The sequence below is a fragment of the Cognatiluteimonas telluris genome, assembly GCF_011320095.1.
GTDB classification, from domain to species: domain Bacteria; phylum Pseudomonadota; class Gammaproteobacteria; order Xanthomonadales; family Xanthomonadaceae; genus Cognatiluteimonas; species Cognatiluteimonas telluris.
Genome location: NZ_JAANOY010000028.1, coordinates 1 through 23,991, shown reverse-complemented (window position 1 = coordinate 23,991; position 23,991 = coordinate 1). Strand labels below are relative to the sequence as shown.

Genomic DNA, 23,991 nt, shown 5'->3' with positions numbered 1-23,991 from the left:
CGCACTTGCGCAGCGCGCTGGCCGCGCAGGTGGCCGAGCACCTGGTCCCGGCGGCGTTCGTGGTGCTCGACCACCTGCCGCTGACCGCCAACGGCAAGCTCGATCGCGATGCGTTGCCGGCGCCGGAGACTGCGGGAACCTTGCGCGAAGCGTACGTACCGCCCGATACACACGACGAACGGTTGCTGTGCGACGTCTGGCAGCGCGTGCTGGGCCTGGAGCGGATCGGGATCGAGGACAACTACTTCGCCGTCGGCGGCGATTCGATCCGTTCGCTGCAGATCGTCCGGCTGGCGCGTGAGCGAGGTCTGGCGCTCTGCGTCGCCGATGTTTTCCGTTACCAGACCATCCGCCTGCTAGCGACCCGCGCCCGGGCCGCGGAAGCATCTCCGCTCACGCCGGTCGATCTGCGCCGGCTGGAAACGTCGCTGTCGACGAACCTGCCCAATGGGTTGTCCGACGTCTATCCGCTGACTGCGATGCAGTCCCTGATGGTGCGCGCGTACGCCGACCCAACCCGGACAGGCGAAGGTGTGTACCACGTCCAGCAGTACTTCCGGTTTTACGAACCCGCGCCGTCCCCGGATGCGATGCGAGCGGCCTTCGAGCTCCTGGCGAAATCGCACCCGATCCTGCGAACTGTCCTGGTGCATGGCGAGGAAGGAGAATTGTTGCAAGGCGTGCGGGACGAGATCGTGCTGGATTTCGCCGAAGAGGCGTTGCCGAATGCCGACGAGAGCGGGCAGATGGCCTGGCTCTCTGCGCGGGTGGCGAGCGATCGAAGCGATGCGTTCCGGCTTGGCGACCCGCTGTTCCGCGTCCGCTGGTTCGCCACCGGGCCCGGGCGTTTCGATCTACTGTTAAGCATTCACCACGCGGTCGATGACGGTTGGGGCAACCAGAACTTCCTGGCGGAACTGTTCGGGCTGTACAAGAAGCTCTCTCAGGGCGAACGCGTGTCGTTGCCGACTCGTGCGAACGTCTTCAAGGAATACGTGGCTCTCGAGCGCGAAGCCGCGGATTCGGCGGCCGCGCATGCCTTCTGGACGCCGCGCCTGGCGCGTCCGCCGAGTAGAGGATTTGCACGGCGTTCCGGGCCTGCTGACGCAGCGGGCGTCCTGAGCCTGCGCATCGACGCCGATCGCACCGCCGGATTGCAGCGGCTCGCCCGTGACCAGTCGGTGTCGTTGAAAGCGGTGTTGCTTGCGGGATACCTGCGCATGGTTGGCGACGGCTGCGAAGCCGCCGATCCATGCGTGGGCGTCGTGAGCAATGGTCGCAGCGAGCGCCTGTCGGATCCGTTGGGCGGGCTTGGCCTGTTCTGGAACCTGTTGCCATTCCGGGCCGAATTCCTTCCATCGGGCGAGACCGCGGTGGCATCGGCCACGCTGGTGCGGGCCGTGCAGGACGAGCTGTCGGCAATGGAGTCGTTCGCCCTGTACCCGGCGTCGAGCATCGCCGAGCAGCTCCACGGAACGGCGCCGTTCCAGGCGACCTTCAATTTCATCGACTTCCATAACGTGGCTCAACTGGAAAGCGATGATTCACTGGTGCTTGCCTACCAGGATGGGCATGACAAGTTCCATTCGCCCCTCAACTACGCCTTCAGCGTCGACCGCGCGGAAGGCACGGTATTGGTGCGGGTGGAATTCGATCCGGCCTACTTCGATGCGCCCTCGGTCGCCAGCCTCAACCGCCGCCTGCTGCACGAGATCGACGTGCTCGCCGGCCGCGGCCAGTTCCAGCACGACCCATCCCTGACTTCCGGTCAGTACGCGAATCCAGCTGTGGAGATGACATGTCAAGCAAACGAGTAGTGGTGACCGGATACGGGGCCGTCTGCGCCTTGGGTGAAAACGTACCGGCCATCTGGGATTCGATCATGGAGTACCGGGTCGGATACTCCCGCATCGATATGTCCGAAGCTAACGTCCAGGCAAAGTTCTTTGGATTCATGGCGCCGGACCGCAAGCGCTACGCGAACTTCTCCAAGACGCTGCTCAAGATGGCACCTACGTTCGCGAAGAACGCGCTGGTCGCCTCGCGCGAGGCGCTGGACATGGCGTTTGGCACCGGTGTCGCGCCGACCGCCACGGTATCGCCGTTCGATATTGGCGTGATTATCGGAACCGGCTGGGGTGGTACCGACAGCATCATCCGTAACCGCGACGAATTTCGCGAACTCGGAATCACAACCTCGTTCGCGACGCTGATGTCGATGCACAGTATCGGCACGGGCCTGACGTCGCTGAACTGGAACCTTCGCGGCTACCAGAACACGCCGATCGCAGCCTGTGCAACCGGCACCATGGCGATCGGTGACGCCTACGAGATCATCCACTCCGGTCGCCAGAAGGTCATGCTCGCCGGTGGCAGCGAATCACTAGTCGAAGGTTTCAACGTGTGGAGCATCGATGTCACCCAGGCGCTGAGCAAGGCGCAGGACGACCCAACCTTGGCCTGCTGTCCGTTCGACAACTCGCGCAGCGGATTCGTGCTGTCGGAAGGCGCCGCAGTACTGTGCCTCGAGGAACTCGAGCACGCGCTGGCGCGCAACGCAACCATCCTTGGCGAGGTCACCGGCTACGCCAACTGTTCCGACGCATACGACATGACCGCGCCGGCCGACGACATGCAGGCTCGCGTGCAGGTGATCCAGCGCTCGCTCGCCAATGCTGGCCGCGACGCGGATGCCATCGACTACATCAACCTGCACGGCACCTCGACGCGCCAGAACGACCTCAACGAGACCAACTCGTTGAAGATGGCCCTCGGCGACGCGGCGCGCCGCATCCCGATGTCCAGCACGAAATCATACTCCGGACACCTTATCGGAGCCGCCGGTTCCCTCGAAGCCATCGTCTGCCTGAAGGCGATCGAATCAGGCACCGTGCCGGCGACGATCCACCTCGTCAATCCAGATCCCGAGTGCGACCTCGACTACACGCCAAGCCTGCATGCGACCGGACGCAACGTGGACGTCGCGATGAACCTCAGCTTCGGCTTCGGGGGCACGAACTGTGCGCTCGTGCTTGAAAAATACCACTCGGCTGCCCAGCGGCAGCGGTCTGAGGAAGCGTGATGGAGCTGAGATTCGAACAATCGGACGTCGAACACTGGGCCAGTTTTTCTGGCGACTACAATCCGATCCACTTCGACATCGACCGCGCGCGCGACCTCGGCGTCGATGCCCTGATCGTGCATGGCATGCTTGCGATGCTGCCGGTCAAACGCGAGTTCGGCGCGTTCGCGGCAGCCGCTGAGGAGCCCACTCCCGCGTGGCGCCGGTTCCGTACCCTGCTGCGTGCGCCGATCCCGCACGGCGAGCGACTGCACCTTTCGACCCGTAACGGAGCGCGCGGCCTGCAGTTCCGCGTCGACGGTACCGACGTGGAGGAAGAATACTTCCGCGGCAGTTTCGGCGATGGCGCGGACCCGGCAGTCGCGTTGCTGAAAAGGCCAGTGATCCTGCCTGATACAACGCTCGATCCGGCGGTCTTCGCCCAGTTCCATCACCATTACGGCGAAAGCGAACCATGGGTGGCCCTCGACGCGGTGCTCTTCGCCGACTTCATGCGCACCAAGATCGAGCCGTTGCTCGCATGGACCCATGAGCGCGCGGGCGAGCAGCTGGCCAGCGGCATCGAGCAGTCCCTAATCGTCCATACCAGCCACACGGTAACGTTCGCACCCGCCGCCTGCGCGCCGGAGGGTATTGCGTGGCGACCCGGCGGCACGCTTGCCTACGAGGTCCGGGCACCTGAAGTCATCTCTGGCGACGGCCAGTTGATCTGCAACGTGCCGCTGGTGGCGAAAGCCGATGGCGTCGTGGTGATGCAAGTGGAGCTCGGCCTACTGCTGAAGTTGCCGGCCGCCTTCGATTCCGCAAGCAAGACCTCGGACGCGGTCCGGGTTCCCCTGATTTCCAACCAAGGAGTAGCAGCATGAACGCCCAGGATTTCCTGTTCGAAACCATCCTAGAGCTGAAGGACATCGACGAGTCCGATCTCAACGCCGACTTGACCTTGGAGGAGCTGGCCCTGGCCAGCCTCGACTACGTCGAAATCCAGGTGCTGATAAAGAAGAAGTACGGCATCGAAGTGAAGCCCGATCTGCTGATCTCGGGCAAGTTGCGCACGGTCGGCGACTTCGCGGCGTACATCGAAGAACGCGCTGCAGCCACCGTATGAGTGTTCACCTACCTATCCGAAGGAAACACGAATGAGTGCGCAGCCTGCAATCCTCGATGTCGAGGCACGGCGCCAACGCAGCCTTCGCAAGCTGATCGAGGCGTCGCACGAAGAACCGATGGATCTGCTGAGCAGCCTGCCTTGGTCGATCGGCGTCGATCGTTCGCTGCCTCCCAAGAAGGTCTGCCAGGGCTGGCTAACCGGCACGCGTTTCGACGGGATGCTGACGCCGGAACAGCGGCATGAACTCCTGTGGCTGGAAAACGCCCGCGATGTGTCGATGTTCATCTCGTTCGAACAGGTGCTGCCCGTGCTCTATGTGGGCTACCTCAACCGGTACGGTCGCGAACTTCCGCCGGAAGTCCGCGACTACCTGATGATTTTTTCGAAGGAGGAAATGGTCCACATCATGACCTTCCACCGATACCTAGAGGCGGCCGGACTGCCGCTGTTCGGGCCGGAAGCGTCGCCGCGTTTCGCGCTGGAGGAAGTGCCGAAGATGCCGCCCGTGGCGGGCATCCTGTTCACCCTGATCATCGAATGGATGGCCGAATTGGGCGCCATGTACGGCACCCAGAGCGCCGAGGTCGATCCGCTGACGCGCGCGCTGTACCGCCGACACCATGTCGACGAGGCGCGCCACATCGCGTTCGCCCGCTGGGTGGTGGAGGCGCACTTCGCCCGTGCACCGGAAGACGAACTGCAGCCGCTGCGGAGATTGGCCAAGTCGGCGCTGGATCGTCTGGAGCCGGCTTATAGCTTCAACTCCGAAATCGCCAAATACACCTCGTTCCCGTTTCCCGTCGACATCGAGGACGCGGAACAGGTGCGCGAGGTGTGTTTCTCGGAAGCCAACCTCGCGCTCAACGCCAAGCGCCTGAAGCCGATGTACGACTGGCTGAACAAAGTGGGGCTGCTGTGAGGCACGTCGAAGACTGGGACCTGATCTGCGTCGGTGCCGGCCTCACCAGTCTGGCCTTCGCCGCCCAAGTCCTGCATCTCCGCCCGGCCACCCGCATCCTGGCGATCGACCGCCACACGGCGGCCGGCGGTTATGCGACCTTGTTCACTCGACCGAAGCTCGACGCCTACTTCGACTGCAGCCTGCACAAGATTTCCGGCACCCGGATCGACGGCGGCAACTTCTTCCGCCTGTTCCGCGAATTGCAGTTGGAGAACGAGGTGGAGCTGGTCCAGCACCCGGACAGCTTCGAAGCTTGCCTGCCGGGCGAGCAGATCGTGCTCGGCAACTCGCCGGCGGAAGTCGAGCGCGTGCTCTGCCAGCGATTCCCGGAGGAGGCCGAGGCGATCGCCGGGTTCTTCCGTGAGGTCGACGAGCACGGACGCGACTCCTATTATCAGCACCAGATCATGGACGGCAGCTACGGCGTCGATTTCCGGCGCCTGCGGTACGCCCATCGCCAGCTCAAGGGGATCACGGTCGCCGAGGCCCTGGACCAGCGCTTCCGCGACGGCTACCTGAAGGAAATCCTCGCTGCGCCGACGGTCTATGTCGGCGGTTTCTCCGAGGACATGAGTTACCTGTACTTCCTGCACGTCGTCTTCGCGACGCTGTACAAGGGCAACGGCTACGTGACCGGCAGCGCGCAGCGGCTTTCCGACGCGCTCGCTGCGCGCATCGTCGCCGCGGGCGGCCAGGTCCAACTCGGCACCGCAGTGCGCCGTATCGTGCCCGGCAACGACGGTGCGCCGCATGTCGTGGAGACCAATCGCGGTCGCTTCCAGTCGCGCGGCGTCTACCTCAACGCCGCGCCCCACCATGTCCTGGACGAACTGTTCGATGACACGCCGGAGCTGCAGCCGACGCGCCAGCGGCTCGAATCGCTGCGGCCCAACCATGCCACCACCACGCTCTACGTCGTCACCGACCGCGACCCCGCTGAACTGGGGTTCGGCTGCATCGAGGTAATGCTGCTGGGTGCGACGCAGGATCATTGCGTGGCGGCACGTGCCGCGGCGCTCGCTTCCGGCCACGCCGCCGATGCCTGCGAACACGCGTACTGGCACACGTCGCCGATCGAAGTGACCAACTACCATGGGGTCAACCCGGACGGCGGGCGCGTGCTGTGCCTGAACATGCTCGACCGCATCGACCATTGGCCGCTGCGTCGCGACAAGGCCTACAAGGTGAAGAAGGCGCGCGCGACCGAAGTGATGCTCGCCCGTCTGGTCGCCGCGAAGCCTGCGCTGCAGGGGCACGTGGTCTCGGCCGAACTGGCGACGCCGCGAACCTACCTGCGCTACACGAACAACACCGCCGGCTCGGGCTACGGCGCCCTCGTCGGAACCAGCGCCTCGGCGCACAGCTTCCACCACTTTTTCCCGCACCCTGGCATCCACTTCCTAAGCGCGTGGGTGGCCGGATCAGGTTACGAAGCAGCCTTCGTTTTCGCCGAGGTCAAGGCGCGGGAGTGGTGCGAACAGCGCGCTGCTGAAGACGCAATCGCGGCGCCCGTTCCTACGTGGGCCGCCGGTGCCGCTCCTGTTTCTTCGCAATGTACGGCCGATGTCTCGGCCGGATATATCACGGAAGTACTCACATGGGATTGATCAAATATCTGTTCGGCCGCTCCTGGCAGGCCATGAGCTTCGTCGCGCTGACTGCGCTAATCGGCGGCCTCGCCGGGGCCGCACTGGTCGCGGTGATCAGCAAGGCCGTCGTCGCCCAGGGGGATCGCGCGATGCTCGGGGCGGCCTTCCTGGGTCTGTGCGTGCTGATCGTCGGGGCCCGGTCGATGTCCGAAGTGAGCCTACTGAAGCTCACGCAGGACATGGTGCTGCAACTGCGCCTCAACCTCAGTCGCAAGTTACTGGCGACCCCGCAGAAGCGGCTGCACGCCATCGGCAAGGATGAGCTGATGGTTATCGTCACCCGCGACATCGACGTGTTCGCAAACGCATTCCAGGTGTTTCCGCGCGTGTTCAGCAACCTCATTGTGCTGGTCGCCTGCCTCGGCTACGTGGCGTTCCTTTCCTGGACCGTGTTCTTCATCTTCCTAGTCTGCATGATCCTGTGCGTCGGCGGCTACATGCTGGCAGAGCGCGCGCCGCTGCGCCAGCTGGCGCTCGCGCGCGACCAGACCGAACGCGTGCAGCGTTCGCTGCGCACTCTGGTCGAAGGCAGTCGCGAACTGCAGCTCAATGCCGGCCGCAGCCACCACTTCCTCAGCAGGGTTCTGGAGAAGGACGCGCGCGCCTACGCGGACCTGTACACCAGCAGCATGGCCCGCTACGCGTGGACCAGCAACATCGGCAACGTGCTGTTCTTCCAAGGTATCGGCGTGGTGCTGTTCGTGGTGCCGTTGTTCATGCCCGGCGTGTCCGCGCAGGCGGCCGAACTCACGCTGGTGCTGCTCTACATCATCCGGCCGATCGGCGACCTGATGATCTCCGTGCCACCGATGCGCCAGGCCGGCATTTCCTGGGGGCGCGTGCAGCAACTGGAGGGCCGCTTGACCGGCGAAGAAACCCCGCTGCTCGATCCGGACCCGTTCGGCCACAGCGTGACCACGCTGGAACTGCGCGATGTGTGCCATCGCTACCAGGCGGAAAGCGACGACCGCTTCCTGCTCGGACCGATCTCGATGGACATACGTCGCGGCGAAATCCTGTTCATCATAGGCGGCAACGGCACGGGCAAGACGACGCTCGCGATGCTGCTGCTGGGCCTGTTCGAGCCTGAGAGCGGCCACATCGCCCTGAACGGGGTGACTGTCACCGATGAGAACCGCGACAACTACCGGCAGCGCTTCTCGGCGATCTTCTCCGACGGCCACCTGTTCGAGCACCTGCCTGTGGCCGACAGCGACGAGGCCAGTGCGTCCGCGACGCGCTACCTGCGCGCGTTGAATCTGCCTGAAAGCGTACGCATCAGCGACGGCAAGTTCTCGACCGTCCACCTGTCGACGGGCCAGCGCAAACGCCTCGCGTTGGTTTCCGCGTACCTGGAGGATCGGCCGATCTACGTATTCGACGAGTGGGCCGCGGATCAGGACCCGATGTTCAAGGAAGTTTTCTATTCGCAGATCGCCCAGGATCTCAAGGCTCGCGGCAAGACCATCATCATCATTTCGCACGACGATGCCTACTTCGGCTACGCCGACCGCACGATCAAGCTCAACGCAGGGCGACTGCATGCACTCGCCGCCTGACGACCAGCCATCCCTTACAACGAGCAAATTGACGATGACTTGCGCAATCGCCTCCCAACCGACGTTTGTCCTATGCGCGTCGCGTTCGGGATCGACATTGATGCGTTACGTGCTCGATTCACACCCGAAGCTGGGCTGTCCGCCCGAAATGCATCCAGGGCCGCTGGCGTGGCAGTTGCGTTGGGCCAACGCGCTCGCCGCCGGGCTGCCCGTGCTTTCCCGCGAGGATGTCGCCGAAGTTGAGGACGCCGATGTGCTCCGACGTTGCGCCGAGACGATCGACGGCATCATGGCGGACTACTTGGAGCGGGTCGGCAAGCAGCGCTGGTGCGAGAAGTCGATCACGTCGGTCGACCATGCAGAACTTCTTGCGCAGGTATTCCCGAAGGCGCGGTTCGTCTGCCTTTATCGCAACTGCATGGATGTCGTGCACTCTGGCCTGGAGGTATCACGTCATGGGTACGTGGGCTACGGATTCGAGCGCTTCGTGGCCAGGCGGCTGGACAATGTTGTCGCCGGGTTGGCCGAGTACTGGTGCGACACGACCGGGAAGATCGCGAGATTTGAGCGCGAACATCCGCAACGTTGCCTGCGAGTGCGTTATGAGGACCTCGTCTTCCACAGCGTGGAAACGGTGGCTTCGCTACTGGAATTCATCGGCGTTGACCCTGATCCCGAACTGCCGGAGCGGATCTTCAAGACACCGCACCAGGATGGGCCAGGAGATGCCAACATTCTGTTTTCGCGTCGCGTGGAAACCAGCTCGGTCGGCAGGGGGAGCGCCATCCCCGTACGGTTGCTGGAATCGCCGCTGCTCGAGCGCATCAACGAGTTGCTCGAAGGGCTCGATTACCCCTGCATCGACCAGGACTGGAATGCGAAGCCGTCGCCCTTCCTGGATGCGACCCCAGCCATGGAGGAGGCGGCGGGACCCAGGCCCGGGGACGCCAGCCCCGGGGAGGCTTTGCGCATGATCTGCGCGACGATGGGCAAGGTCCAGGCTCCGGGTATCGTGCGCTTCGTCTTCGACGAGCCGGGTCGGGAACCATGGCATGTCGCATTCGACCAAGGCGAAGCCACCGTGAATCCCGGGGATGCGACGGCCGATTGCGACGTGCGCATGCCGCTTGCGCGGCTGCAGGCCATGGCGCAGGGCAAGGTCAATCCGATGACGTTGATCCGCTCCGGGGAAATGCGCGTGACCGGCGACGTCGAATTGCTGCGCAAGGCGTTCCTGTTGTAGCGCCTCGGCGTTACGCGGTCAGCCCACCGTCGACGACGAAGGTCTGCCCGGTGATGTACGACGCCGACGGGTCGAGCAGGAAAAGCGCGAGCGAGGCTACGTCTTCCACCGTGCCGATCCGCCGCAGTGGGACGCTGTTCCTGATGGATTTGCGCTGCGCTTCTGGAATGTTGTCGAACATGTCCGTGGCAATGTAGCCTGGCGCGATCGCATTGACGCGCACATTGAAGCGGCCGAGTTCCAGCGCCAGCGAGCGGGTCAGGGCGGTCAGCGCTGCCTTGGTCGCCGAGTAATTCGTCTGCCCCGCGATGCCCTTGTGCGCGGCGACGGAAGAGATCTGCAGCACGACGCCGTCGCCCGATTCCAGCATCGACGACGTGAACGCGCGCGTGATGAAGAACGCCGAGTTGAGGTTGGTGTCGATGACCGAACGCCAGTCCTCCGTGCTCATGTTCATCATCAGCGAATCGCGGGTGATGCCTGCGTTGTTGACGATCGCGTAGGGTGCGCCTCGCTGGGTCAGAAGCTGGGCAGACAAGGCCTGGACCGCCGCTTCGTCCGTGCTGTCGCAGGCGTGGCCACTGACGCTGAACCCCTGCGCGGCCATGGATTCTTCCGCCTGGCGTGCGGAGTCCGCCGAGGACTTGTAGGTGAACACCACCTCGAAGCCCGCCTTCGCAAATGCAGTGACCAGGCCCAAGCCGATTCCGCGGGCGCCGCCAGTGACCAGGATCCAACGGTTTGTTCCGGACGCAGCATTCATTGGTTGCAAAACTCGGGTTTGATATGGATCCGTCGGTCGGAAGGCCGCTATGTTGCCTGGGCGAGCCGTTGATCGAGAGGAGGTCAGCGAATAATCAGGGCCAGGCGGCCGGGACGACCTTTCCAGTCTGCTGCATCCGGCAAGGCTGGCTTGCTGGTGGTGATCTTCGGCCAGGCGACCGCGAGTTGCCGGTTCAGATCGATCAAATGCAACTCGGATTCGCCAAGGTCGGCCTCGGAGCGGATCGCTTCCTCGGGACATTCAGGCTCGCAAAGGCCGCAATCGATGCATTCGTCCGGATTGATCGCTAGGAAGTTCGAACCCTCATGGAAGCAGTCCACCGGGCAGACCTCCACGCAGGTGGTGTGCTTGCAGCCGACGCATTGTTCGGTTACGGCGTAGGTCACGGGAAGAATCCGCTGGAAGAGGTGCTTTCGGGCTCTGCTGGAAGCTTGATTTTCCGCATTTTTCCAGCGTTTTCCGGCCCCGCCCGTGCTGGGCGCGCGGAGTGTAGCAGACCGCCCGGGCGTGCCGGAAACCACCCGGGTCGCCGTGCCGCGTGGTTGCGATCCTGATGCCAGTGGTCGACAATTGCCAATTGGATCACATTCTTGGTCGCTGGCATCAGGCGATCCGGTCAAGGACGGCGCCCGATGTCGCAGGCCACAAACCTTCCCCTGATTGGCGCCGGCACGCTGGTACTCGCGGGGGCGCTGGTCCACGTCGCGATCATCTTCGGCGGACCGGACTGGTATCGCTTTTTCGGTGCACCTGAGCGGATCGCACGGATGGCGGCCGAAGGGCGCTGGTACCCGGTCGTCGCCTGCCTGTCGATCGCCACGCTGCTGTCGGTCTGGTCCGCTTATGCATTTGCCGGCGCCGGATTGATTCCCGCGCTGCCCTTGAACCGCACCGTGCTTTGCCTGATCGCAATCATATTGATCACGCGCGGTCTGGTCTTCATCCCGTTGGCCGCGTGGCGTCCGGCGATGCTTGCAGCGATCACCAATCGCCGCGGGGGGGGCGCATTCCTTATCGTCACGTCTGCGCTATGCCTGCTGATCGGCCTGGGCTACGCCTTCGGCGTCCAGCGCGCCTGGAATTGGCTCGGCACGCAAGGAAGGTGGTGAACCCAATGGACCCACGGAAGAAGGTGCAACGCCGATGACCCCAAGTTCCAGTGTTACGGGAGGGGCACTGGCCTATCAGCGGATCGACCATGTCGCGATCGCGGTACGCGATCTTGAATCGGCCATCGCGTTCTACTCCGAGGTTCTCGGCTTCCAGCTCATCCAGAGGCGTGAGATCCACGGTGAGCGCACGGGAATGATCTCGGCAGAGATGGAACTCAATGGCATCAAGTTCGTGCTTTGCCAAGGCACCGAGGACGCCTCACAGGTTTCGCGCCTGATCGATCAGTACGGGCCTGGCGTGGCGCATATCGCGCTGGCAGTGGACGACGTCCACTCAGCCGTCGATGAACTGGGTTCGCGCGGCTTGAAGTTCGACACTTCGGTCATCGAAGGCCCCGGCCTCATCCAGGCATTTTCCGCGCGCTGCACCAACTCGGGCCTGTCCTTCGAGTTGATCGCCCGCCGCCCGGACGAGGAAGGCTTTCTCGCCGCGAACGTGCGCGAACTCTTCGAGCAACTCGAACGCAGCGGCGCGTACTGATCACCCCGTCGACCGGCCGGAAGTTTTCCATGCTCGAACCACCCAAGGTCGCTGCCGCTGTGGCTGATGCGAAGGTACACAACCCCAGCGTCCGCCGACGCCTTTCGGTCATGAACTTCCTCAATGAGGTCGCGGCCGACTATCCGCTGGCGGTTTCGTTCGCCTCGGGCCGGCCGGCTGAAGCCTTCTTCGAACTCGACACGTGGCTGGAAGGAATCCCGCGCTATTTCGACCATCTCGCCAGCCGTGACGGGCGCAGCGCCGATGAGGTCGCGCGGTTGGTCGGACAATACGGACGCACCAATGGATTGATCAACGACCTGGTGGCGATGCAGCTGCTTGCCGACGACGGCGTGCGTTGTCGTGCGGAGAATATCGTCATTACAGCGGGTTGCCAGGAGGCATTGGCGCTCTGCGTGCAAGCGCTATGCGTCCAGCCCGGGGATGTCGTGCTCACGCGCAACCCGACGTACATCGGCATCACCGGGGTTGCCACGCTGGCCGACGTCGACCTTGTCGCATTGGACGAAGGTGCGGGATCCGTCGCCGAGGCCATTGGTCGGGCTGCACGGACATTGGCCGCCCAAGGTCGGCGCGCGCGCGCCCTGTACCTGATTCCAAGCTTCGACAATCCCACTGGCGCGACGCTGTCGCAGACCGAGCGGTTGGCGATCCTCGATGTATGCCAGCGCTATCGAATCGTCGTGCTCGAAGACAATCCCTATGGGATGTTCCGTTACGAAGGCGAGGCGGCGCCATCGATGGCCACCTTGGACCAGCATGGGGTGGTGGTCTACCTGGGGACCTACTCCAAGACGCTGTGCCCCGCGGTACGCATCGGCTGTGCGGTGGTACCTGAAACGCTGTTCGGCGACGCCGGGGCCAGTCGCGCGCTGCTGGACGATCTGGGGATGCGCAAGAGCTTCGTCACCGTCAACAGCAGTCAGCTCAACCAGGCGCTGGTCGGTGGAGTATTGCTGGCCGAGCAGTGCAGCCTTGAGCGCCTCGTGGCGCCGGCACGACATCACTACCGGATCCATCGCGATCACCTGCTGGGTCGATTGGCGGCTGAATTTCCCAATGGGTGCGGCGTGAGCTGGAATCGTCCGGAAGGTGGTTTTTTCCTGACGCTCGAGCTGCCGTTCGCCTTCGGCCAGGAACAAGTCTCCCATTGTGCGGAGAATTACCAGGTCATACCGTTGCCGATGTCGTTCCTTGCGCTCGATGGTTCGCAGGACCGTCGCGTGCGAATGGCGTTCAGCAATGTTTCCGAAGCGCAAATCGACGCCGGCGTATCACGATTCGCGGACTTCGTGCGCGAGACCGTGGCGGCAACGCCAGGCTGACGGCAGACCTCCAGGATCGGCGCGCACCGGATCGGAACAGCGGATGAGGATGGACACCGTGCAGGATTGCGAACAGCTGCGACGCCAGGCCCGGCGGCGGCTGCCCCGTTTTGCATTCGACTTCATCGACGGCGGTGCGGGGAGGGAGGCGGCCATGGAGCGCAACGTGCGCGCGTTCGCCGCGGCCGAAATAGTGCCCGACCCGCTGCACGCAATGCGTACCGATGACATCGGCTGCGATCTTTTCGGACAGCACTATGCCGCTCCCTTCGGTATCGCGCCCATGGGGGGGCTGGGCCTGCTTGGCACGGATGCCGATCTAGCTATCGCGCGTGCCGCGGCCGCCTGCGAACTGCCGTACGTGCTCTCGGCCGCAGCCAATACCGCGCTGGAGGTGGTGGCCGAGGCAGCGCAGCGTGCGCCGTGGATGCAGCTGTATTGTCCCCAGGAGCGCGCCCCGCTGCTGGCGTTGGTCGACCGCGCCCGGGTGATTGGTTGCCCGGTGCTGATGCTGACGATAGACATGCCGGCGGTGGGCAAGCGACTGCGGGACTTGCGCAATGGCGCCTCGGTGCCATTTCGATGGACCTGGAAGACGCTGGGCAGCGCAGCTTCCCACCCACGCTGGAGCCTGGGCCAGTTGCGGAATGGTCCACTCCGGTTCCCCAACCTGCAGACCGATGAGGGCGAGACCGACATCGCGCAGCTGATGGCACGCCAGACCGGCGGCCGGATCGACTGGGACCTGATCGCGGCGCTTCGGGATCGCTGGCCCGGCGCGCTTGTGCTCAAGGGCGTGCAGTGCGCCGCCCTGGCGGCACGCGCCGGCCAACTCGGTTGCGATGGTGTCATCGTCTCCAACCATGGCGGACGCCAACTCGACGGCGCACCAGCGGCCCTGCGTTCGGTCGGCGAGGTTGCTGCCGCGGCAGGCAAAGGGTTTGTCGCCATGGATTCGGGACTGCGTAACGGCGAAGACCTGCTCAAGGCGCGCCTGGCCGGCGCCCGCCTGGGATTCTTCGGCCGGCCCGTGGCGTATGCCTATGCGGCCGGTGGCGAAGCGGCGGTGACCGCCTTGCTCCATGACATCAAGGAAGAATACGTCTGCGCACGATTACAGGCCGGGGAGGGGAGTCCGCACACGCGGATCTTGGCGCCTGGCGCCAATCCGGGGGATTCCGTTGGGTACGGTGGGCATCTCCCAGCCGGTCATGAGCGCGCGACGGCATCGGTCGTCGTCCAGGCATGATCGCCGCCACGGCAGGACCTTTCCCGCTGTCGACGCCACTAGGTTCCCTTGCGCTGGAGGACGACGTCGTACACGTGTGGTGCATGGCTTCTGGCCACCCCCTGCAGCATCACCAACTTGACTGTCTTCGCGGCAGCCTTCTGCCTTCCGAGCGCGAGCGCGAGGCGCGCTTTCGTTTCGCACGGGACCGACAGACTTTCCTGCTGACGCGGGCGCTGGTTCGCAACGCGCTTTCGGCCTATACCGGCATCGCAGCTCGGGAGCTGCGTTTCCGGGCCAACGCCCACGGCAAACCGGAACTCGCCAACGTTTCGGTCGCCGGAAGCATCAGTTTCAATCTGTCCCATACCGATGGGCTCATCGCGCTCGGGATCGCGGGGAGCGGCGCGATAGGGATCGATGTGGAGCGCGTTTGTGTCCGCTCCGCCTCGCTCGACATCGCCGAGCGATTCTTCGCCCCGGAAGAAGTTGCCGCCCTACGCGCGATCCCCGTGGCGGAACTGCCGACGGCGTTTTTCCGCCATTGGACGTTGAAGGAATCCTATTTGAAGGCGCACGGCGTAGGCCTTTCCGTACCGCTGGATGCATTCTCGTTTCGCTTGAACGCATTGGACGGGCCGATCGAGCTACATGCAGCGCCTGGAGATCAGGCTTCGCGTTGGAAGCTGTGGCAATTGTCCAGTGGAACGCATCTCCTGGCGGTTTGCGCCGAGCAGCATCCCGAGAGCCGTCGGCGGCTGCTCATTCGAGGCGTGCGGCCGGATTGGCAATGCAGCGGGGCGGGGATGGAGCTGATCGGGGAATCCGGGCATGAGTGAACGCAACGGTCAGGCGCAATGGCTGGTACACGGCCATTGCCCACGACCCCGAGCGCGGCTGTATTGCTTCAGCCATGCTGGTGGAGATGCGTCCGCATTCCATCCTTGGCAGGCCGTCCTGGCACCGGAGATCCAGGTCTGCGCCGCTCGCCTTCCCGGGCGAGGTTCGCGCTTCTGCGAGCGGCCATGCACATCCTGGGATGTACCTGTCGCCGCCATTGCGGACGAGATCGCATGCGATGGGACGCCATTCTGGTTGCTGGGGCACAGCATGGGCGCCTTGATGGCGTATGAAGTGGCACGCCGGCTTGTCGCGTCCCGAATGAAGACTCCCGCTGGCCTCATCGTTTCCGGTTGCGAGGCGCCCACCCGCTTGCGGCCCAAGCGCCTGCATACCGCGCTAGATGACGATGGCCTGATCCAAGCCTTGGGCCGCTTCAACGGCGTGCCCCCGGAGGTCCTGCAACATCGCGAGCTGATGAAGCTGGTGCTGCCGACATTGCGCGCCGATCTCGCCATGGTCGAGGGCTACAGGCACGCGCCGGGCTTGAAACTTGGTCTGCCCATCGAAGTGCTCGCTGGCACGTCAGACCCGCTGGTCGATAGCGCCGGGCTGGATGGCTGGTCGGAAGCGACGACGGGGACGTGCCGTGTGCACTGGATCGATGGCGACCATTTCTTCATCAACAGCCAGCGCGGGACAGTCCTGCGACTGATCCGACAATGCCTGACGCCGCCCGTCGAATGCGCGAGCCACCCTGGCGCATGAGCCCCGGTGCTCGCCGCCGCGGCCTCCTATGGCGAGTGCTGCTGTGTGGCTTCATCGCAGCACCGTTGCTGCCGGCGACCTTGTGGTATTGCGCCAAGCCCCTCCGGATCCTTGCACCGCAAGCCGATGGCGTGATTTGCCGTGCTGCCGTCTGCGTTGAAGACCCCGCGCAAATGCGTCGCGCGCAACGACTGCAGCGCGAGGCGATGGCGGCCGTCGATCACAAATTGGTGGCGATCAAGTCGCCGCCCCTGACGATCTTCTGTTCCACGCGGAAGTGCTACCGATCCTTTGGCGGCGGGGCCGAGCGCGGTGCGACGCTGTTCGATCTCGGGGTGATCCTGCCGCCGGGATCCTGGGTGCCCTATATCGTGGAACACGAATACATCCACATGCTGCAGGCGCAGGAGCTTGGCTTGATGGGGCGGTGTCTCAGGCCCGACTGGTACATCGAGGGAATGGCGTTTTCCGTCAGTGACCCACCGGCGTGGGACCTTCCAGCCTATGCGCGTCCCTTGGTCGCGAGGTACGTTGCCTGGGAGCGACGCACTGGGCGGGAAAACGTTTGGCGCGAAGCGAGGCGATTGAATCGATTTGACCCATGAACACACGCGCGATCACGGTCCGCGACCTGCAAGCCACCGGTCGTTGTGCCAACCTGCCTTTGCGGTCCCGTAGAAGCCACTGCAATGCCGATCGTGGCTGAAGAGTCCCCCAGGGATCCGGGAGGCCAGCGGTGCCACGCACGCCCGACTCGCAAGCGCTGCGTTTACATCGATCGATTGGTGGCCGGGGACGGAATCGAACCGCCGACACGGGGATTTTCAATCCCCTGCTCTACCAACTGAGCTACCCGGCCGGGCGCAGCACGAGCCTATGGGCCAGGGCTGGTAAACCTCGCTTGAATGCGAGGGCGCGATGATACGGAGCCGTTTGGCCGGGAGCAAGTCTGCGACGCCCAATGCCTGCTGAACGGGGCTGGTGGCGGAAGGCCACGGGAACAATTGCTGATGCATGATCGCCGCGAGTCCACAAGGAGCGCGGTCATGAAAAGAACACTAGCCAGTCTGTCGTGTGCGGTTGCAATCACCTTGCTGTTGGGCGCGTGGTCCAACGCCCCCGATGGCGCAAGCCCGAAACTCGAACTCTACCGGGCGCATGCGGGCGATGCGGTCGAGAACTTCAGCTACCACGGCCGCCTGGACAGCTGGGAAGCGCTGGACGACAGCACCATCGCCGTGTGGACGCGCCCGAGCAAGGCGTGGCTGATCGATCTGGTCGGTATCTGCGGAAACCTGAAGGACACGCCGGTCATCGGCATCACCAGCCAGGGCAAGCGGGTCCATGGTGGCCATGGTGAGGTCCTTGTCCGCGACGCATCGGGCCATCAGAGCCCCTGCTACATCAAGTCGATCCGGCCACTGGATATGGACGCCATCCGCCAGGCGAAGCTGCAGTCCAGCGAAGTGAAGGCGCCTGCCGCATAACAGCGCGCCCTGCCGGCTACGTGACTGTCGATCAGTGGTCGGCAGGAACGTAGCCGGGAGGTTTTTCGGCGCCGCCGCCGAAGAGGAATTTCTCCATCTCGCCTTCGAGGAAGGCGCGGTGCTTGGGATCCAGCGGCGAGAGCCGGTTTTCATTGATCAGCATCGTCTGATGCGCCAGCCACGCGGCCCAGGCCGGTTTGCCGATGTGCGCGAACACGCGCTTGCCGGCTTCCCCGGGCCACGGCACGAAATCCAGCCCCTCGGCTTCGACTTGATGGTACTGGCAGAACACGGTGCGTGGCATCGTTCAATGATCCTGTAACAGTCGCCTTATGGGCGCGGGGATGCCGAGGCTGCCCAGTTGCTCGTGGCAGACCCAGCGCAGCGAATGATTGTCCGCCACCCGGGTCGCGGTCGCCACGTCGCGCCAGCGCCACGGCTGCAGCCGCAGACGGTAATGACTGAAGCCGTGCGCGACCTCCGGGATCGGCTCCCCGGACTCGTAATCGCCCTGGACATGCTGCTCGAACCAGGCGCGCGCCGACTCCAGGTCGTCGGCTTCGGGTAGCGACCACAGGGCGGCCCAGACGCCCGTTGACGGGCGGCGCTGCAGGAGTACCCGCCCATCGATATCGCGCGCCATCAGCACCAGGATGCTGCGCTCGGGCAAGGCCTTGCCAGGCTTGGGCGTGGGCAATTGGGCCGTGCGCGCCTCACGCTTCGCGATGCAACCGGCCTGCACCGGGCACAGGTCGCAGGCGGGATCGAAACGGGTGCACAGGGTCGCTCCGAAATCCATCTGGCCCTGGGTGTAATCGGCCAGGCGTTCGGTGGGAAGTTGTGCGGAGGCCAGCTCCCAAAGGCGCTTCTCGACGGCTTGCATGCCAGGCCAACCCTCGACGCCGTGATAGCGCGCCAGCACGCGCTTGACGTTGCCATCGAGGATGGGATGCGCATCACCCCAGGCCTGGGCGAGGATCGCACCGGCGGTGCTGCGGCCGATGCCAGGCAGCGCCATCAAGGCGGCGAGGTCTCGCGGCAGTGCGCCGCCATGCAGGGAAACGCATTGCCGGGCGGCGGCATGCAGGTTGCGCGCGCGGGCGTAGTAGCCCAGGCCGGACCACAGCGCGAGGACGTCGTCCAGGTCGGCGGCGGCCAGTGACGCGACATCCGGCAGCGCCGCAACGAAGCGCTCGAAGTAGGGCACCACCACGCGCACCTGGGTCTGCTGCAGCATGATTTCCGACAGCCAGACCCGGTACGGCGTGCGCGGGTGCTGCCAGGGCAGGTCGTGGCGGCCGTGGGCGTCGAACCAGCGCAGCAGTTGCGCCGAGAAAGCCGTGTCCACGTCAGGGGTTCGGCGCGGGCGCGACATCGGGATCATCGAAGCGGATCTCCACGCCATCGAGCCGCGCGCCCGCAATGTCCAGCCGCGGCGCGGACAGCTGTCCGTCCAGCGGCGGCAGCGGCGAGTCTTCGCTCGCAACGATCCAGTCCGCGATCCGCAGCGGATGGAAGCGGCCGTCGAAGATCGCCCGGTCGCGTCGCAGGCGCAGCGTGGCGATATCGGTCAGCGCGGGCGCGCCCGAATACGACAGCACGATGGGCAGTGGCGCGTCGGATTGCGACAGCGGTGGTGGCAATGCGGGCCACGCCTGCGGCCAGCGCTGGAGTTGCCCGGCAAGGACGAGATCGAGCCTGTCGGCGAACGCGATCCGGCCACGCGCCGCCAGGCCGGGCACCATGCCCTGGCCGACGGTCGCGAGGGCGGCGGGCGACAGTCGCAGCTGCGCGCCGGACTGGTACAGGTTGCCGCCGAGGCCAAGCGACAACGACACGCGCGTGGCGCCTGTTTTGTAGCGTGCCGCGACGCCGCATTTCATGCGTCGCACCGACCATCCCGCCGGCAGCGCGTGCAACCGCCCGGACAGCCGCAGGCGCGCAGGCATCCGCCATCCGCGCGCCTGGACGGCAGCCCAACCGGAGATGCCGAACGCCGTGTCGCTGGCCGGCCGCAGCAATGCGGCCTGCAGCGCGAACGGGACGGCGTACGCGCCGCTGCTGAAGCGCCCGGAGAGGGCTGAAGCCAGCGGTCTGGTCGGTGCCAGTCGTGGGACGGCCACGTCGAGCCCGGCGATGTTCCAGCCCGTGCCGACCACGCTGCCATCGCGTACCTGCAGCCCGCGGGTCAGGGTCGGTACCCGCGTCTTCCCGGGTGGCCGCTGCTTCAACCAGTGCTGCAACGCGGAGACATCGACGACAGGGCGTTCGAGTTCGATGCGATCGATGACCAGGGCGTTGCCACGCGCGCGGATCGTCGACCAGGGCAGCGACAGCACGACACGATCGGCGCGCAGCAGCGGGTGCGCCGTACCCGGTTCGCGGACGATGACGCCACGCACGTCGAGTTGCGGCGTGCCGCGCAGCCGGTAGGTCCCGCTGTCGGCGCTGATCCGCAGGCCGAGCGAGCGGCCGACGGCATCCAGGATCAGTCCGGTCGCACGTTGCGGCCTGGAGATCCAGGCGATCGCCACCAGCAGCAGCGCTGCTACGACCAGCACCATCGCCACCCAGCGCCCGAAGCGGCGCGGACCCCTGGCCGCTGTCGCCACGTCTGACATCGGCGTGATCGCGGGCCCGTCAGCCGCCCAGCGAGGGCGGCAGCAGGGCTTCGACGAAGGCTTCGGCGTCGAACACGCGCAGGTCTTCCGGCCGCTCGCCGATGCCGGCGAAGCGGATCGGAATGCCGAATTCCAGCGCCAGCGCGAACACCACGCCGCCCTTGGCGGTGCCGTCGAGCTTGGTCACCACCAGCCCGGTGACGCCAACCGCGGCATTGAATTGCCGAAGCTGCGACAGCGCGTTCTGGCCGGTGGTGCCGTCGATCACCATCAGCACTTCGTGCGGCGCGGCGGGGTCGAGCTTCTGCAACACGCGCTTGATCTTGCCCAGCTCGCCCATCAGCCCCTGCTGCGTATGCAGGCGGCCGGCGGTGTCGGCGATCAGGATGTCGACGCCACGCGCCTTGGCTGCCTGCAGCGCGTCGAAGGCCACCGATGCCGCGTCGGCATTTTGTCCCTGCGCGACGACGGGGACGCCATTGCGCTCGCCCCAAGCCTGCAGCTGGGCGACGGCGGCGGCGCGGAAGGTGTCGCCGGCGGCGAGCATCAGGCTGCGTTTCTCGTTGCGGAAGCGATGGGCGAGCTTGCCGATCGTGGTGGTCTTGCCGACACCGTTGACCCCTACCGTGAGCAGGACGAAGGGCTTTGCCTGCGGGTCGATCTTCAGCGGCACCGCGACCGGCGCCAGCATGGCGACCAGGTCGCGTCGCAACGCGTGCAGCAGCGCGTTGGCGTCGGCGAATTCACGCGCCTTCATCCGCCGGCGCAGGGTTTCGACCAGTTGCGTTGTCGCGGCGACGCCGACGTCGGCGGTCAGCAGCGCAGTCTCGACTTCATCGAGCAGTCCATCGTCCAGGCGCGGATTGCGCGAGAACAGTCCCCCCATGCTGCGGGCGAACACGCTGCCGCGCAGCCGCTCGCGCCAGCCGCTGCGTCCCGGAGCAGCTGGCGGGGCCTCCGGCTCGATCGTCGTTGCCGGTTCCACTGCAGCCGGCGCGTCGGCTGCGCTGGTCGTCATTGCCGGCGGCGCGGTGGCCTGAGTGCGCTCGTCGACGGACGCCACCCCGGCCCCGGGGCGGCCACCGACGGAGTCCGCAATGGCCCCCGGCTGCTCTTCGACGGCGTCCACGACGCCATCGGGGTGATCGTCGGCAGGCCTGGATGCGGCGGCTGGCGCCGACGGAAATGCGGCGGCAAGTTCCTCGACGCTGAAGCGCGCGTTGTTGGATTGAGCCGGTGCCGCGTCCGAACCAGGTTTCTTGCGACGGAAAAAACTCACCATCTTGGGGGTCATCGCGCAGAATGGCGCGCATGGTAGCACCGCGGCAGGTGGAGACCCGATGAGCCGGCAACGCGATTCCGCGCCGCCCGGACAGGTGCGCATCGTCGGCGGCAAATGGCGCGGGACGCGGCTTGCGGTGGCGGCGTTGCCTGGCCTGCGGCCCAGCGCCGACCGCGTGCGCGAGACGCTTTTCAACTGGCTGCAGCCGGCGTTGCCGGGGGCCCGGGTGCTGGATCTGTTCGCCGGGACCGGCGCCCTCGGACTGGAAGCACTGTCCCGAGGGGCACGCGAGGCGCTGCTGGTCGAACGCGAACCGGCGCTGGCAACGCAACTGCAAGCGACGGTCGAGCGGCTGCGCGCCGGGGACCAGGCGCAGGTCCTGCGTGCCGACGCGCTGGCGCTACTGCACGCACCACTGCATGGTCGCTTCGACATCGTGTTCCTGGATCCGCCGTTCGACGCGGGGTTGTGGGCGCCCGTGCTCGCACTGTTGCCGAACTGGCTGGCCAGGGAGGCCTGGCTGTACCTGGAGGCGCCGCTCGATGCGAACCTGGAGCCGGGCCCGGAGTGGCTGCGATATCGCGAAGGCAGCACCCGGCACGTGCGCTTTGCGCTGTTCCGCCGGTGCGTCGGCACCGCTGCTACACTTGCGGCCGATTCCCCGGCCGATGGCGCAACGACCGAATGAGCGTGGCCAACTCCCGCGTCGCGGTGTATCCGGGCACGTTCGATCCGGTCACGAACGGGCATGTCGATCTCGTCGACCGCGCGGCGCCCCTGTTCGAACGGCTGGTCGTCGGCGTGGCTGAAAGCCCCGGCAAGAAGCCTGCAATGCCGCTGGCGACGCGGGTCCAGTTGGCACGCGATGCCCTGACCGGCCATGCGAACGTCGAGGTTCGCGGTTTCGACGGGCTGCTCGCGCATTTCGTCACCGAGCTCGGAGCGGGGGTGCTGCTTCGCGGCCTGCGGGCGGTGTCCGATTTCGAATACGAATTCCAGCTGGCGAGCATGAACCGCCATCTGATTCCCGATGTCGAAACCCTGTTCCTGACGCCTGCGGAACAGTATGGATTCATCTCCTCGTCGCTGGTACGCGAGATCTCCCGCCTTGGCGGGGATGTCTCGGCGTTCGTGCCGCCGGCGGTGGCCCAGGCGCTGCAGGCCGAATGGCGGCGCACCGTTGCATGACACACTGCGTCAGCACTGCTTCCAAACACTCGTTCCGGGGGACCCGATGAAAACCATGATCCGTTTGCTGATGATCGCCGTACTGGCATCGTCGTTCGCCGCCTGCAAGAAGGCCGAGGCCCCGGTGGCCGTGAAAGCGCCGGTGCCGGTGCCGGTCAACGACAACCGCCAGGCCTGGATCGACTACCTGAGCGACGTGGTCGAACGCAACATGGACGGCATTGCCAACCAGCCCTACGTCTACCTGCTGCCGGGCGAAAGCAGCGCCGACTTCCAGGACCAGTACGACCGGCTGGCCGACAAGGCCAAGTCCGACGTCTCGCGCGGAATCATCTCCGGCAACATGCTGGCCTACGGTTCGCCGGCGTCGGCGAAGATGGCCGACCTGGTGGTGGCGGCATTCACCGGCGTGCCGACCGGCTCGATGAAGGGCGTCAAGGTGTTGTTCGTCGGCAAGGCCGAGGACAACGACCGCGTCAAGGCGGCGGTCACCCCGGCCGGCGTCGATTACGTCTTCGTCGAAGCCAAGTGACGCCCCCGCCCGCCCGCGTGGCGCGGGCGGGCTTGCCGGTGGGACGTCGCCGCGCAGGCGGGATCCAGCGATGTTCCTGTCGAGGGTGTCCACCCGCGCCGTCGCGCCGGATCTGCCGTGCTCCCGGCAGGAGGCTAAAGCCGCGAACTCTTGACGGCGTTGGTGGGCGGAAACGCTCGCGGCTGAAGCCGCTCCCATGCAGGGCGCAAGCCGGTCGCCCGCCGCAAATCGCCCATCTGCGACAATGCGGGCCTCAACCCAGCCCAGGGCTCACCCGCCGCCGATGTCGCTGCGAATCACCGAAGCCTGCGTCAACTGTGACGTCTGCGAACCGGTCTGCCCCAACAAGGCGATTGCGCAGGGCGAAACCATCTACGTGATCGATCCGGCGCGCTGCACCGAATGCGTCGGCCACCACGACGAACCCCAGTGCGTGGTCGTCTGCCCGGTGGAGTGCATCGATCCGGACCCCGACCACGTGGAGCACGAGCCGCAACTGCTGGCCAAGCTGCGCCGGCTGCAACAGGAACTCGCATGACGCGTCGCATGCAAGGGTGGAAGGCGGCGCTCGCCGGCTGTCTGCTGGGCCTCGCCGCGGGCAGCCTGCCGGCCGCGGCGCCAGTGCCGGCACCGGCGCCGGCGCGCGCAATCCACCCG

Annotated in this window: 26 protein-coding genes and 1 tRNA gene; 20 read left to right on the top strand and 7 right to left on the bottom strand. The window is 65.5% G+C overall.

The annotated features are described in order from the left end of the window. The 8 genes from G7B67_RS11155 to G7B67_RS11120 form a co-directional block, all read left to right on the top strand. A partial coding sequence (locus G7B67_RS11155; RefSeq protein WP_207780918.1) for a condensation domain-containing protein occupies positions 1 to 1,817 on the top strand: 1,817 nt, incomplete at its 5' end. Next, positions 1,799 to 3,082 (top strand): beta-ketoacyl-[acyl-carrier-protein] synthase family protein, encoded by a 1,284-nt coding sequence (locus G7B67_RS11150; RefSeq protein WP_166212342.1) that lies wholly within the window; start codon positions 1,799 to 1,801, stop codon positions 3,080 to 3,082. The genes G7B67_RS11155 and G7B67_RS11150, both read left to right, overlap by 19 nt. After that, a complete protein-coding gene (locus G7B67_RS11145) occupies positions 3,082 to 3,948 on the top strand; it encodes a MaoC family dehydratase (RefSeq protein WP_166212339.1) in 867 nt (288 codons plus the stop codon). The genes G7B67_RS11150 and G7B67_RS11145 overlap by 1 nt, the downstream gene beginning before the upstream one ends. Beyond that, a complete protein-coding gene (locus tag G7B67_RS11140) occupies positions 3,945 to 4,190 on the top strand; it encodes an acyl carrier protein (RefSeq protein ID WP_166212336.1) in 246 nt (81 codons plus the stop codon). Before G7B67_RS11145 ends, G7B67_RS11140 begins: the two co-directional genes overlap by 4 nt. A gap of 31 nt (positions 4,191 to 4,221) precedes the next feature. Then, positions 4,222 to 5,112, top strand: coding sequence for a diiron oxygenase (locus G7B67_RS11135; protein WP_166212333.1), 891 nt, complete (start codon positions 4,222 to 4,224; stop codon positions 5,110 to 5,112). After that, entirely contained in the window at positions 5,109 to 6,761 is a 1,653-nt protein-coding gene (locus G7B67_RS11130; RefSeq protein WP_166212330.1) for a phytoene desaturase family protein, read from the top strand. The genes G7B67_RS11135 and G7B67_RS11130 overlap by 4 nt, the downstream gene beginning before the upstream one ends. Beyond that, positions 6,752 to 8,362, top strand: coding sequence for a cyclic peptide export ABC transporter (locus G7B67_RS11125; protein ID WP_166212327.1), 1,611 nt, complete (start codon positions 6,752 to 6,754; stop codon positions 8,360 to 8,362). Before G7B67_RS11130 ends, G7B67_RS11125 begins: the two co-directional genes overlap by 10 nt. Next, complete coding sequence (locus tag G7B67_RS11120) at positions 8,292 to 9,605, top strand: sulfotransferase (RefSeq protein ID WP_341480471.1); 1,314 nt, start codon at positions 8,292 to 8,294, stop codon at positions 9,603 to 9,605. Before G7B67_RS11125 ends, G7B67_RS11120 begins: the two co-directional genes overlap by 71 nt. Positions 9,606 to 9,615: 10 nt before the next feature. On the opposite strand, the gene fabG is transcribed toward G7B67_RS11120, so the two are convergent. Together fabG and fdxA are read right to left on the bottom strand one after the other, a co-directional pair. Further along, positions 9,616 to 10,368, bottom strand: coding sequence for a 3-oxoacyl-ACP reductase FabG (fabG, locus tag G7B67_RS11115; protein WP_166212321.1), 753 nt, complete (start codon positions 10,366 to 10,368; stop codon positions 9,616 to 9,618). Between the two features lie 83 nt (positions 10,369 to 10,451). Continuing rightward, a complete protein-coding gene (gene fdxA / locus G7B67_RS11110) occupies positions 10,452 to 10,775 on the bottom strand; it encodes a ferredoxin FdxA (protein WP_166212318.1) in 324 nt (107 codons plus the stop codon). Between the two features lie 246 nt (positions 10,776 to 11,021). Here fdxA and G7B67_RS11105 point away from each other — a divergent pair, with 246 nt between their 5' ends. From G7B67_RS11105 to G7B67_RS11075, 7 genes are all read left to right on the top strand, one after another. Beyond that, entirely contained in the window at positions 11,022 to 11,498 is a 477-nt protein-coding gene (locus G7B67_RS11105; RefSeq protein WP_166212315.1) for a hypothetical protein, read from the top strand. Between the two features lie 34 nt (positions 11,499 to 11,532). Beyond that, positions 11,533 to 12,042: a VOC family protein gene (locus tag G7B67_RS11100; RefSeq protein ID WP_166212312.1), complete on the top strand. Its 510-nt coding sequence runs from the start codon at positions 11,533 to 11,535 to the stop codon at positions 12,040 to 12,042. Positions 12,043 to 12,152: 110 nt separating this feature from the next. Beyond that, a complete protein-coding gene (locus G7B67_RS11095; RefSeq protein ID WP_243412342.1) occupies positions 12,153 to 13,388 on the top strand; it encodes an aminotransferase-like domain-containing protein in 1,236 nt (411 codons plus the stop codon). A 49-nt stretch (positions 13,389 to 13,437) separates the two neighbouring features. Further along, positions 13,438 to 14,637 (top strand): alpha-hydroxy acid oxidase, encoded by a 1,200-nt coding sequence (locus G7B67_RS11090; RefSeq protein ID WP_166212306.1) that lies wholly within the window; start codon positions 13,438 to 13,440, stop codon positions 14,635 to 14,637. After that, complete coding sequence (locus G7B67_RS11085; RefSeq protein WP_166212303.1) at positions 14,634 to 15,455, top strand: 4'-phosphopantetheinyl transferase family protein; 822 nt, start codon at positions 14,634 to 14,636, stop codon at positions 15,453 to 15,455. Before G7B67_RS11090 ends, G7B67_RS11085 begins: the two co-directional genes overlap by 4 nt. Then, entirely contained in the window at positions 15,448 to 16,224 is a 777-nt protein-coding gene (locus tag G7B67_RS11080; protein WP_166212300.1) for a thioesterase II family protein, read from the top strand. The genes G7B67_RS11085 and G7B67_RS11080 overlap by 8 nt, the downstream gene beginning before the upstream one ends. Further along, positions 16,221 to 16,829 (top strand): hypothetical protein, encoded by a 609-nt coding sequence (locus G7B67_RS11075; protein ID WP_166212298.1) that lies wholly within the window; start codon positions 16,221 to 16,223, stop codon positions 16,827 to 16,829. The genes G7B67_RS11080 and G7B67_RS11075 overlap by 4 nt, the downstream gene beginning before the upstream one ends. A 178-nt stretch (positions 16,830 to 17,007) precedes the next feature. Here the strand turns inward: G7B67_RS11075 and G7B67_RS11070 are convergent. Beyond that, positions 17,008 to 17,083, bottom strand: a tRNA-Phe gene (locus G7B67_RS11070). A gap of 187 nt (positions 17,084 to 17,270) precedes the next feature. Here G7B67_RS11070 and G7B67_RS11065 point away from each other — a divergent pair. Continuing rightward, a complete protein-coding gene (locus G7B67_RS11065) occupies positions 17,271 to 17,711 on the top strand; it encodes a DUF6491 family protein (protein WP_166212295.1) in 441 nt (146 codons plus the stop codon). Positions 17,712 to 17,742: 31 nt separating this feature from the next. On the opposite strand, the gene G7B67_RS11060 is transcribed toward G7B67_RS11065, so the two are convergent. The 4 genes from G7B67_RS11060 to ftsY are packed head-to-tail and all read right to left on the bottom strand — an operon-like array spanning position 17,743 to position 21,716. Further along, positions 17,743 to 18,015: an oxidative damage protection protein gene (locus tag G7B67_RS11060; RefSeq protein ID WP_166212292.1), complete on the bottom strand. Its 273-nt coding sequence runs from the start codon at positions 18,013 to 18,015 to the stop codon at positions 17,743 to 17,745. Positions 18,016 to 18,018: 3 nt separating this feature from the next. After that, positions 18,019 to 19,086, bottom strand: coding sequence for an A/G-specific adenine glycosylase (gene mutY / locus G7B67_RS11055; RefSeq protein WP_166212289.1), 1,068 nt, complete (start codon positions 19,084 to 19,086; stop codon positions 18,019 to 18,021). Beyond that, on the bottom strand, positions 19,061 to 20,332 hold the full coding sequence (locus G7B67_RS11050) for an AsmA family protein (protein ID WP_166212286.1): 1,272 nt from the start codon (positions 20,330 to 20,332) through the stop codon (positions 19,061 to 19,063). Before G7B67_RS11050 ends, mutY begins: the two co-directional genes overlap by 26 nt. A gap of 19 nt (positions 20,333 to 20,351) precedes the next feature. Then, positions 20,352 to 21,716 (bottom strand): signal recognition particle-docking protein FtsY, encoded by a 1,365-nt coding sequence (ftsY, locus tag G7B67_RS11045; protein ID WP_425482439.1) that lies wholly within the window; start codon positions 21,714 to 21,716, stop codon positions 20,352 to 20,354. On the opposite strand from ftsY, the gene rsmD reads away from it, so the two are divergent. The 4 genes from rsmD to G7B67_RS11025 all read left to right on the top strand — a co-directional run bounded on the left by rsmD (position 21,673) and on the right by G7B67_RS11025 (position 23,872). Then, the gene (rsmD, locus tag G7B67_RS11040; protein WP_166212283.1) at positions 21,673 to 22,302 is read left to right on the top strand and encodes a 16S rRNA (guanine(966)-N(2))-methyltransferase RsmD; all 630 of its coding nucleotides are present in this window, start codon (positions 21,673 to 21,675) and stop codon (positions 22,300 to 22,302) included. The genes ftsY and rsmD overlap by 44 nt on opposite strands. Next, a complete protein-coding gene (gene coaD, locus G7B67_RS11035) occupies positions 22,299 to 22,802 on the top strand; it encodes a pantetheine-phosphate adenylyltransferase (protein WP_166212280.1) in 504 nt (167 codons plus the stop codon). Before rsmD ends, coaD begins: the two co-directional genes overlap by 4 nt. Before the next feature lie 46 nt (positions 22,803 to 22,848). Beyond that, positions 22,849 to 23,334 carry a hypothetical protein gene (locus G7B67_RS11030; protein WP_166212277.1) on the top strand — a complete coding sequence of 162 codons (486 nt, stop codon included), beginning with the start codon at positions 22,849 to 22,851 and terminating at the stop codon, positions 23,332 to 23,334. A gap of 283 nt (positions 23,335 to 23,617) precedes the next feature. Beyond that, entirely contained in the window at positions 23,618 to 23,872 is a 255-nt protein-coding gene (locus tag G7B67_RS11025; RefSeq protein WP_166212274.1) for a YfhL family 4Fe-4S dicluster ferredoxin, read from the top strand. The last annotated feature ends 119 nt before the right edge of the window (positions 23,873 to 23,991 follow it).

Coding starts and splice junctions, on each gene's coding strand:
- G7B67_RS11060 (WP_166212292.1), bottom strand. CDS start 18,015: ATGCCACGCACCGTGTTCTGCCAGTACCATCAAGTCGAAGCCGAGGGG.
- G7B67_RS11150 (WP_166212342.1), top strand. CDS start 1,799: ATGTCAAGCAAACGAGTAGTGGTGACCGGATACGGGGCCGTCTGCGCC.
- fabG (WP_166212321.1), bottom strand. CDS start 10,368: ATGAATGCTGCGTCCGGAACAAACCGTTGGATCCTGGTCACTGGCGGC.
- ftsY (WP_425482439.1), bottom strand. CDS start 21,716: ATGCGCACCTGTCCGGGCGGCGCGGAATCGCGTTGCCGGCTCATCGGG.
- G7B67_RS11135 (WP_166212333.1), top strand. CDS start 4,222: ATGAGTGCGCAGCCTGCAATCCTCGATGTCGAGGCACGGCGCCAACGC.
- G7B67_RS11140 (WP_166212336.1), top strand. CDS start 3,945: ATGAACGCCCAGGATTTCCTGTTCGAAACCATCCTAGAGCTGAAGGAC.
- G7B67_RS11025 (WP_166212274.1), top strand. CDS start 23,618: ATGTCGCTGCGAATCACCGAAGCCTGCGTCAACTGTGACGTCTGCGAA.
- G7B67_RS11075 (WP_166212298.1), top strand. CDS start 16,221: ATGAGCCCCGGTGCTCGCCGCCGCGGCCTCCTATGGCGAGTGCTGCTG.
- mutY (WP_166212289.1), bottom strand. CDS start 19,086: ATGTCGCGCCCGCGCCGAACCCCTGACGTGGACACGGCTTTCTCGGCG.
- G7B67_RS11090 (WP_166212306.1), top strand. CDS start 13,438: ATGGACACCGTGCAGGATTGCGAACAGCTGCGACGCCAGGCCCGGCGG.
- G7B67_RS11125 (WP_166212327.1), top strand. CDS start 6,752: ATGGGATTGATCAAATATCTGTTCGGCCGCTCCTGGCAGGCCATGAGC.
- coaD (WP_166212280.1), top strand. CDS start 22,299: ATGAGCGTGGCCAACTCCCGCGTCGCGGTGTATCCGGGCACGTTCGAT.
- G7B67_RS11065 (WP_166212295.1), top strand. CDS start 17,271: ATGAAAAGAACACTAGCCAGTCTGTCGTGTGCGGTTGCAATCACCTTG.
- G7B67_RS11095 (WP_243412342.1), top strand. CDS start 12,153: ATGAACTTCCTCAATGAGGTCGCGGCCGACTATCCGCTGGCGGTTTCG.
- G7B67_RS11120 (WP_341480471.1), top strand. CDS start 8,292: ATGCCTACTTCGGCTACGCCGACCGCACGATCAAGCTCAACGCAGGGC.
- G7B67_RS11085 (WP_166212303.1), top strand. CDS start 14,634: ATGATCGCCGCCACGGCAGGACCTTTCCCGCTGTCGACGCCACTAGGT.
- G7B67_RS11145 (WP_166212339.1), top strand. CDS start 3,082: ATGGAGCTGAGATTCGAACAATCGGACGTCGAACACTGGGCCAGTTTT.
- G7B67_RS11105 (WP_166212315.1), top strand. CDS start 11,022: ATGTCGCAGGCCACAAACCTTCCCCTGATTGGCGCCGGCACGCTGGTA.
- G7B67_RS11030 (WP_166212277.1), top strand. CDS start 22,849: ATGAAAACCATGATCCGTTTGCTGATGATCGCCGTACTGGCATCGTCG.
- rsmD (WP_166212283.1), top strand. CDS start 21,673: ATGAGCCGGCAACGCGATTCCGCGCCGCCCGGACAGGTGCGCATCGTC.
- G7B67_RS11080 (WP_166212300.1), top strand. CDS start 15,448: ATGAGTGAACGCAACGGTCAGGCGCAATGGCTGGTACACGGCCATTGC.
- G7B67_RS11050 (WP_166212286.1), bottom strand. CDS start 20,332: ATGTCAGACGTGGCGACAGCGGCCAGGGGTCCGCGCCGCTTCGGGCGC.
- G7B67_RS11100 (WP_166212312.1), top strand. CDS start 11,533: ATGACCCCAAGTTCCAGTGTTACGGGAGGGGCACTGGCCTATCAGCGG.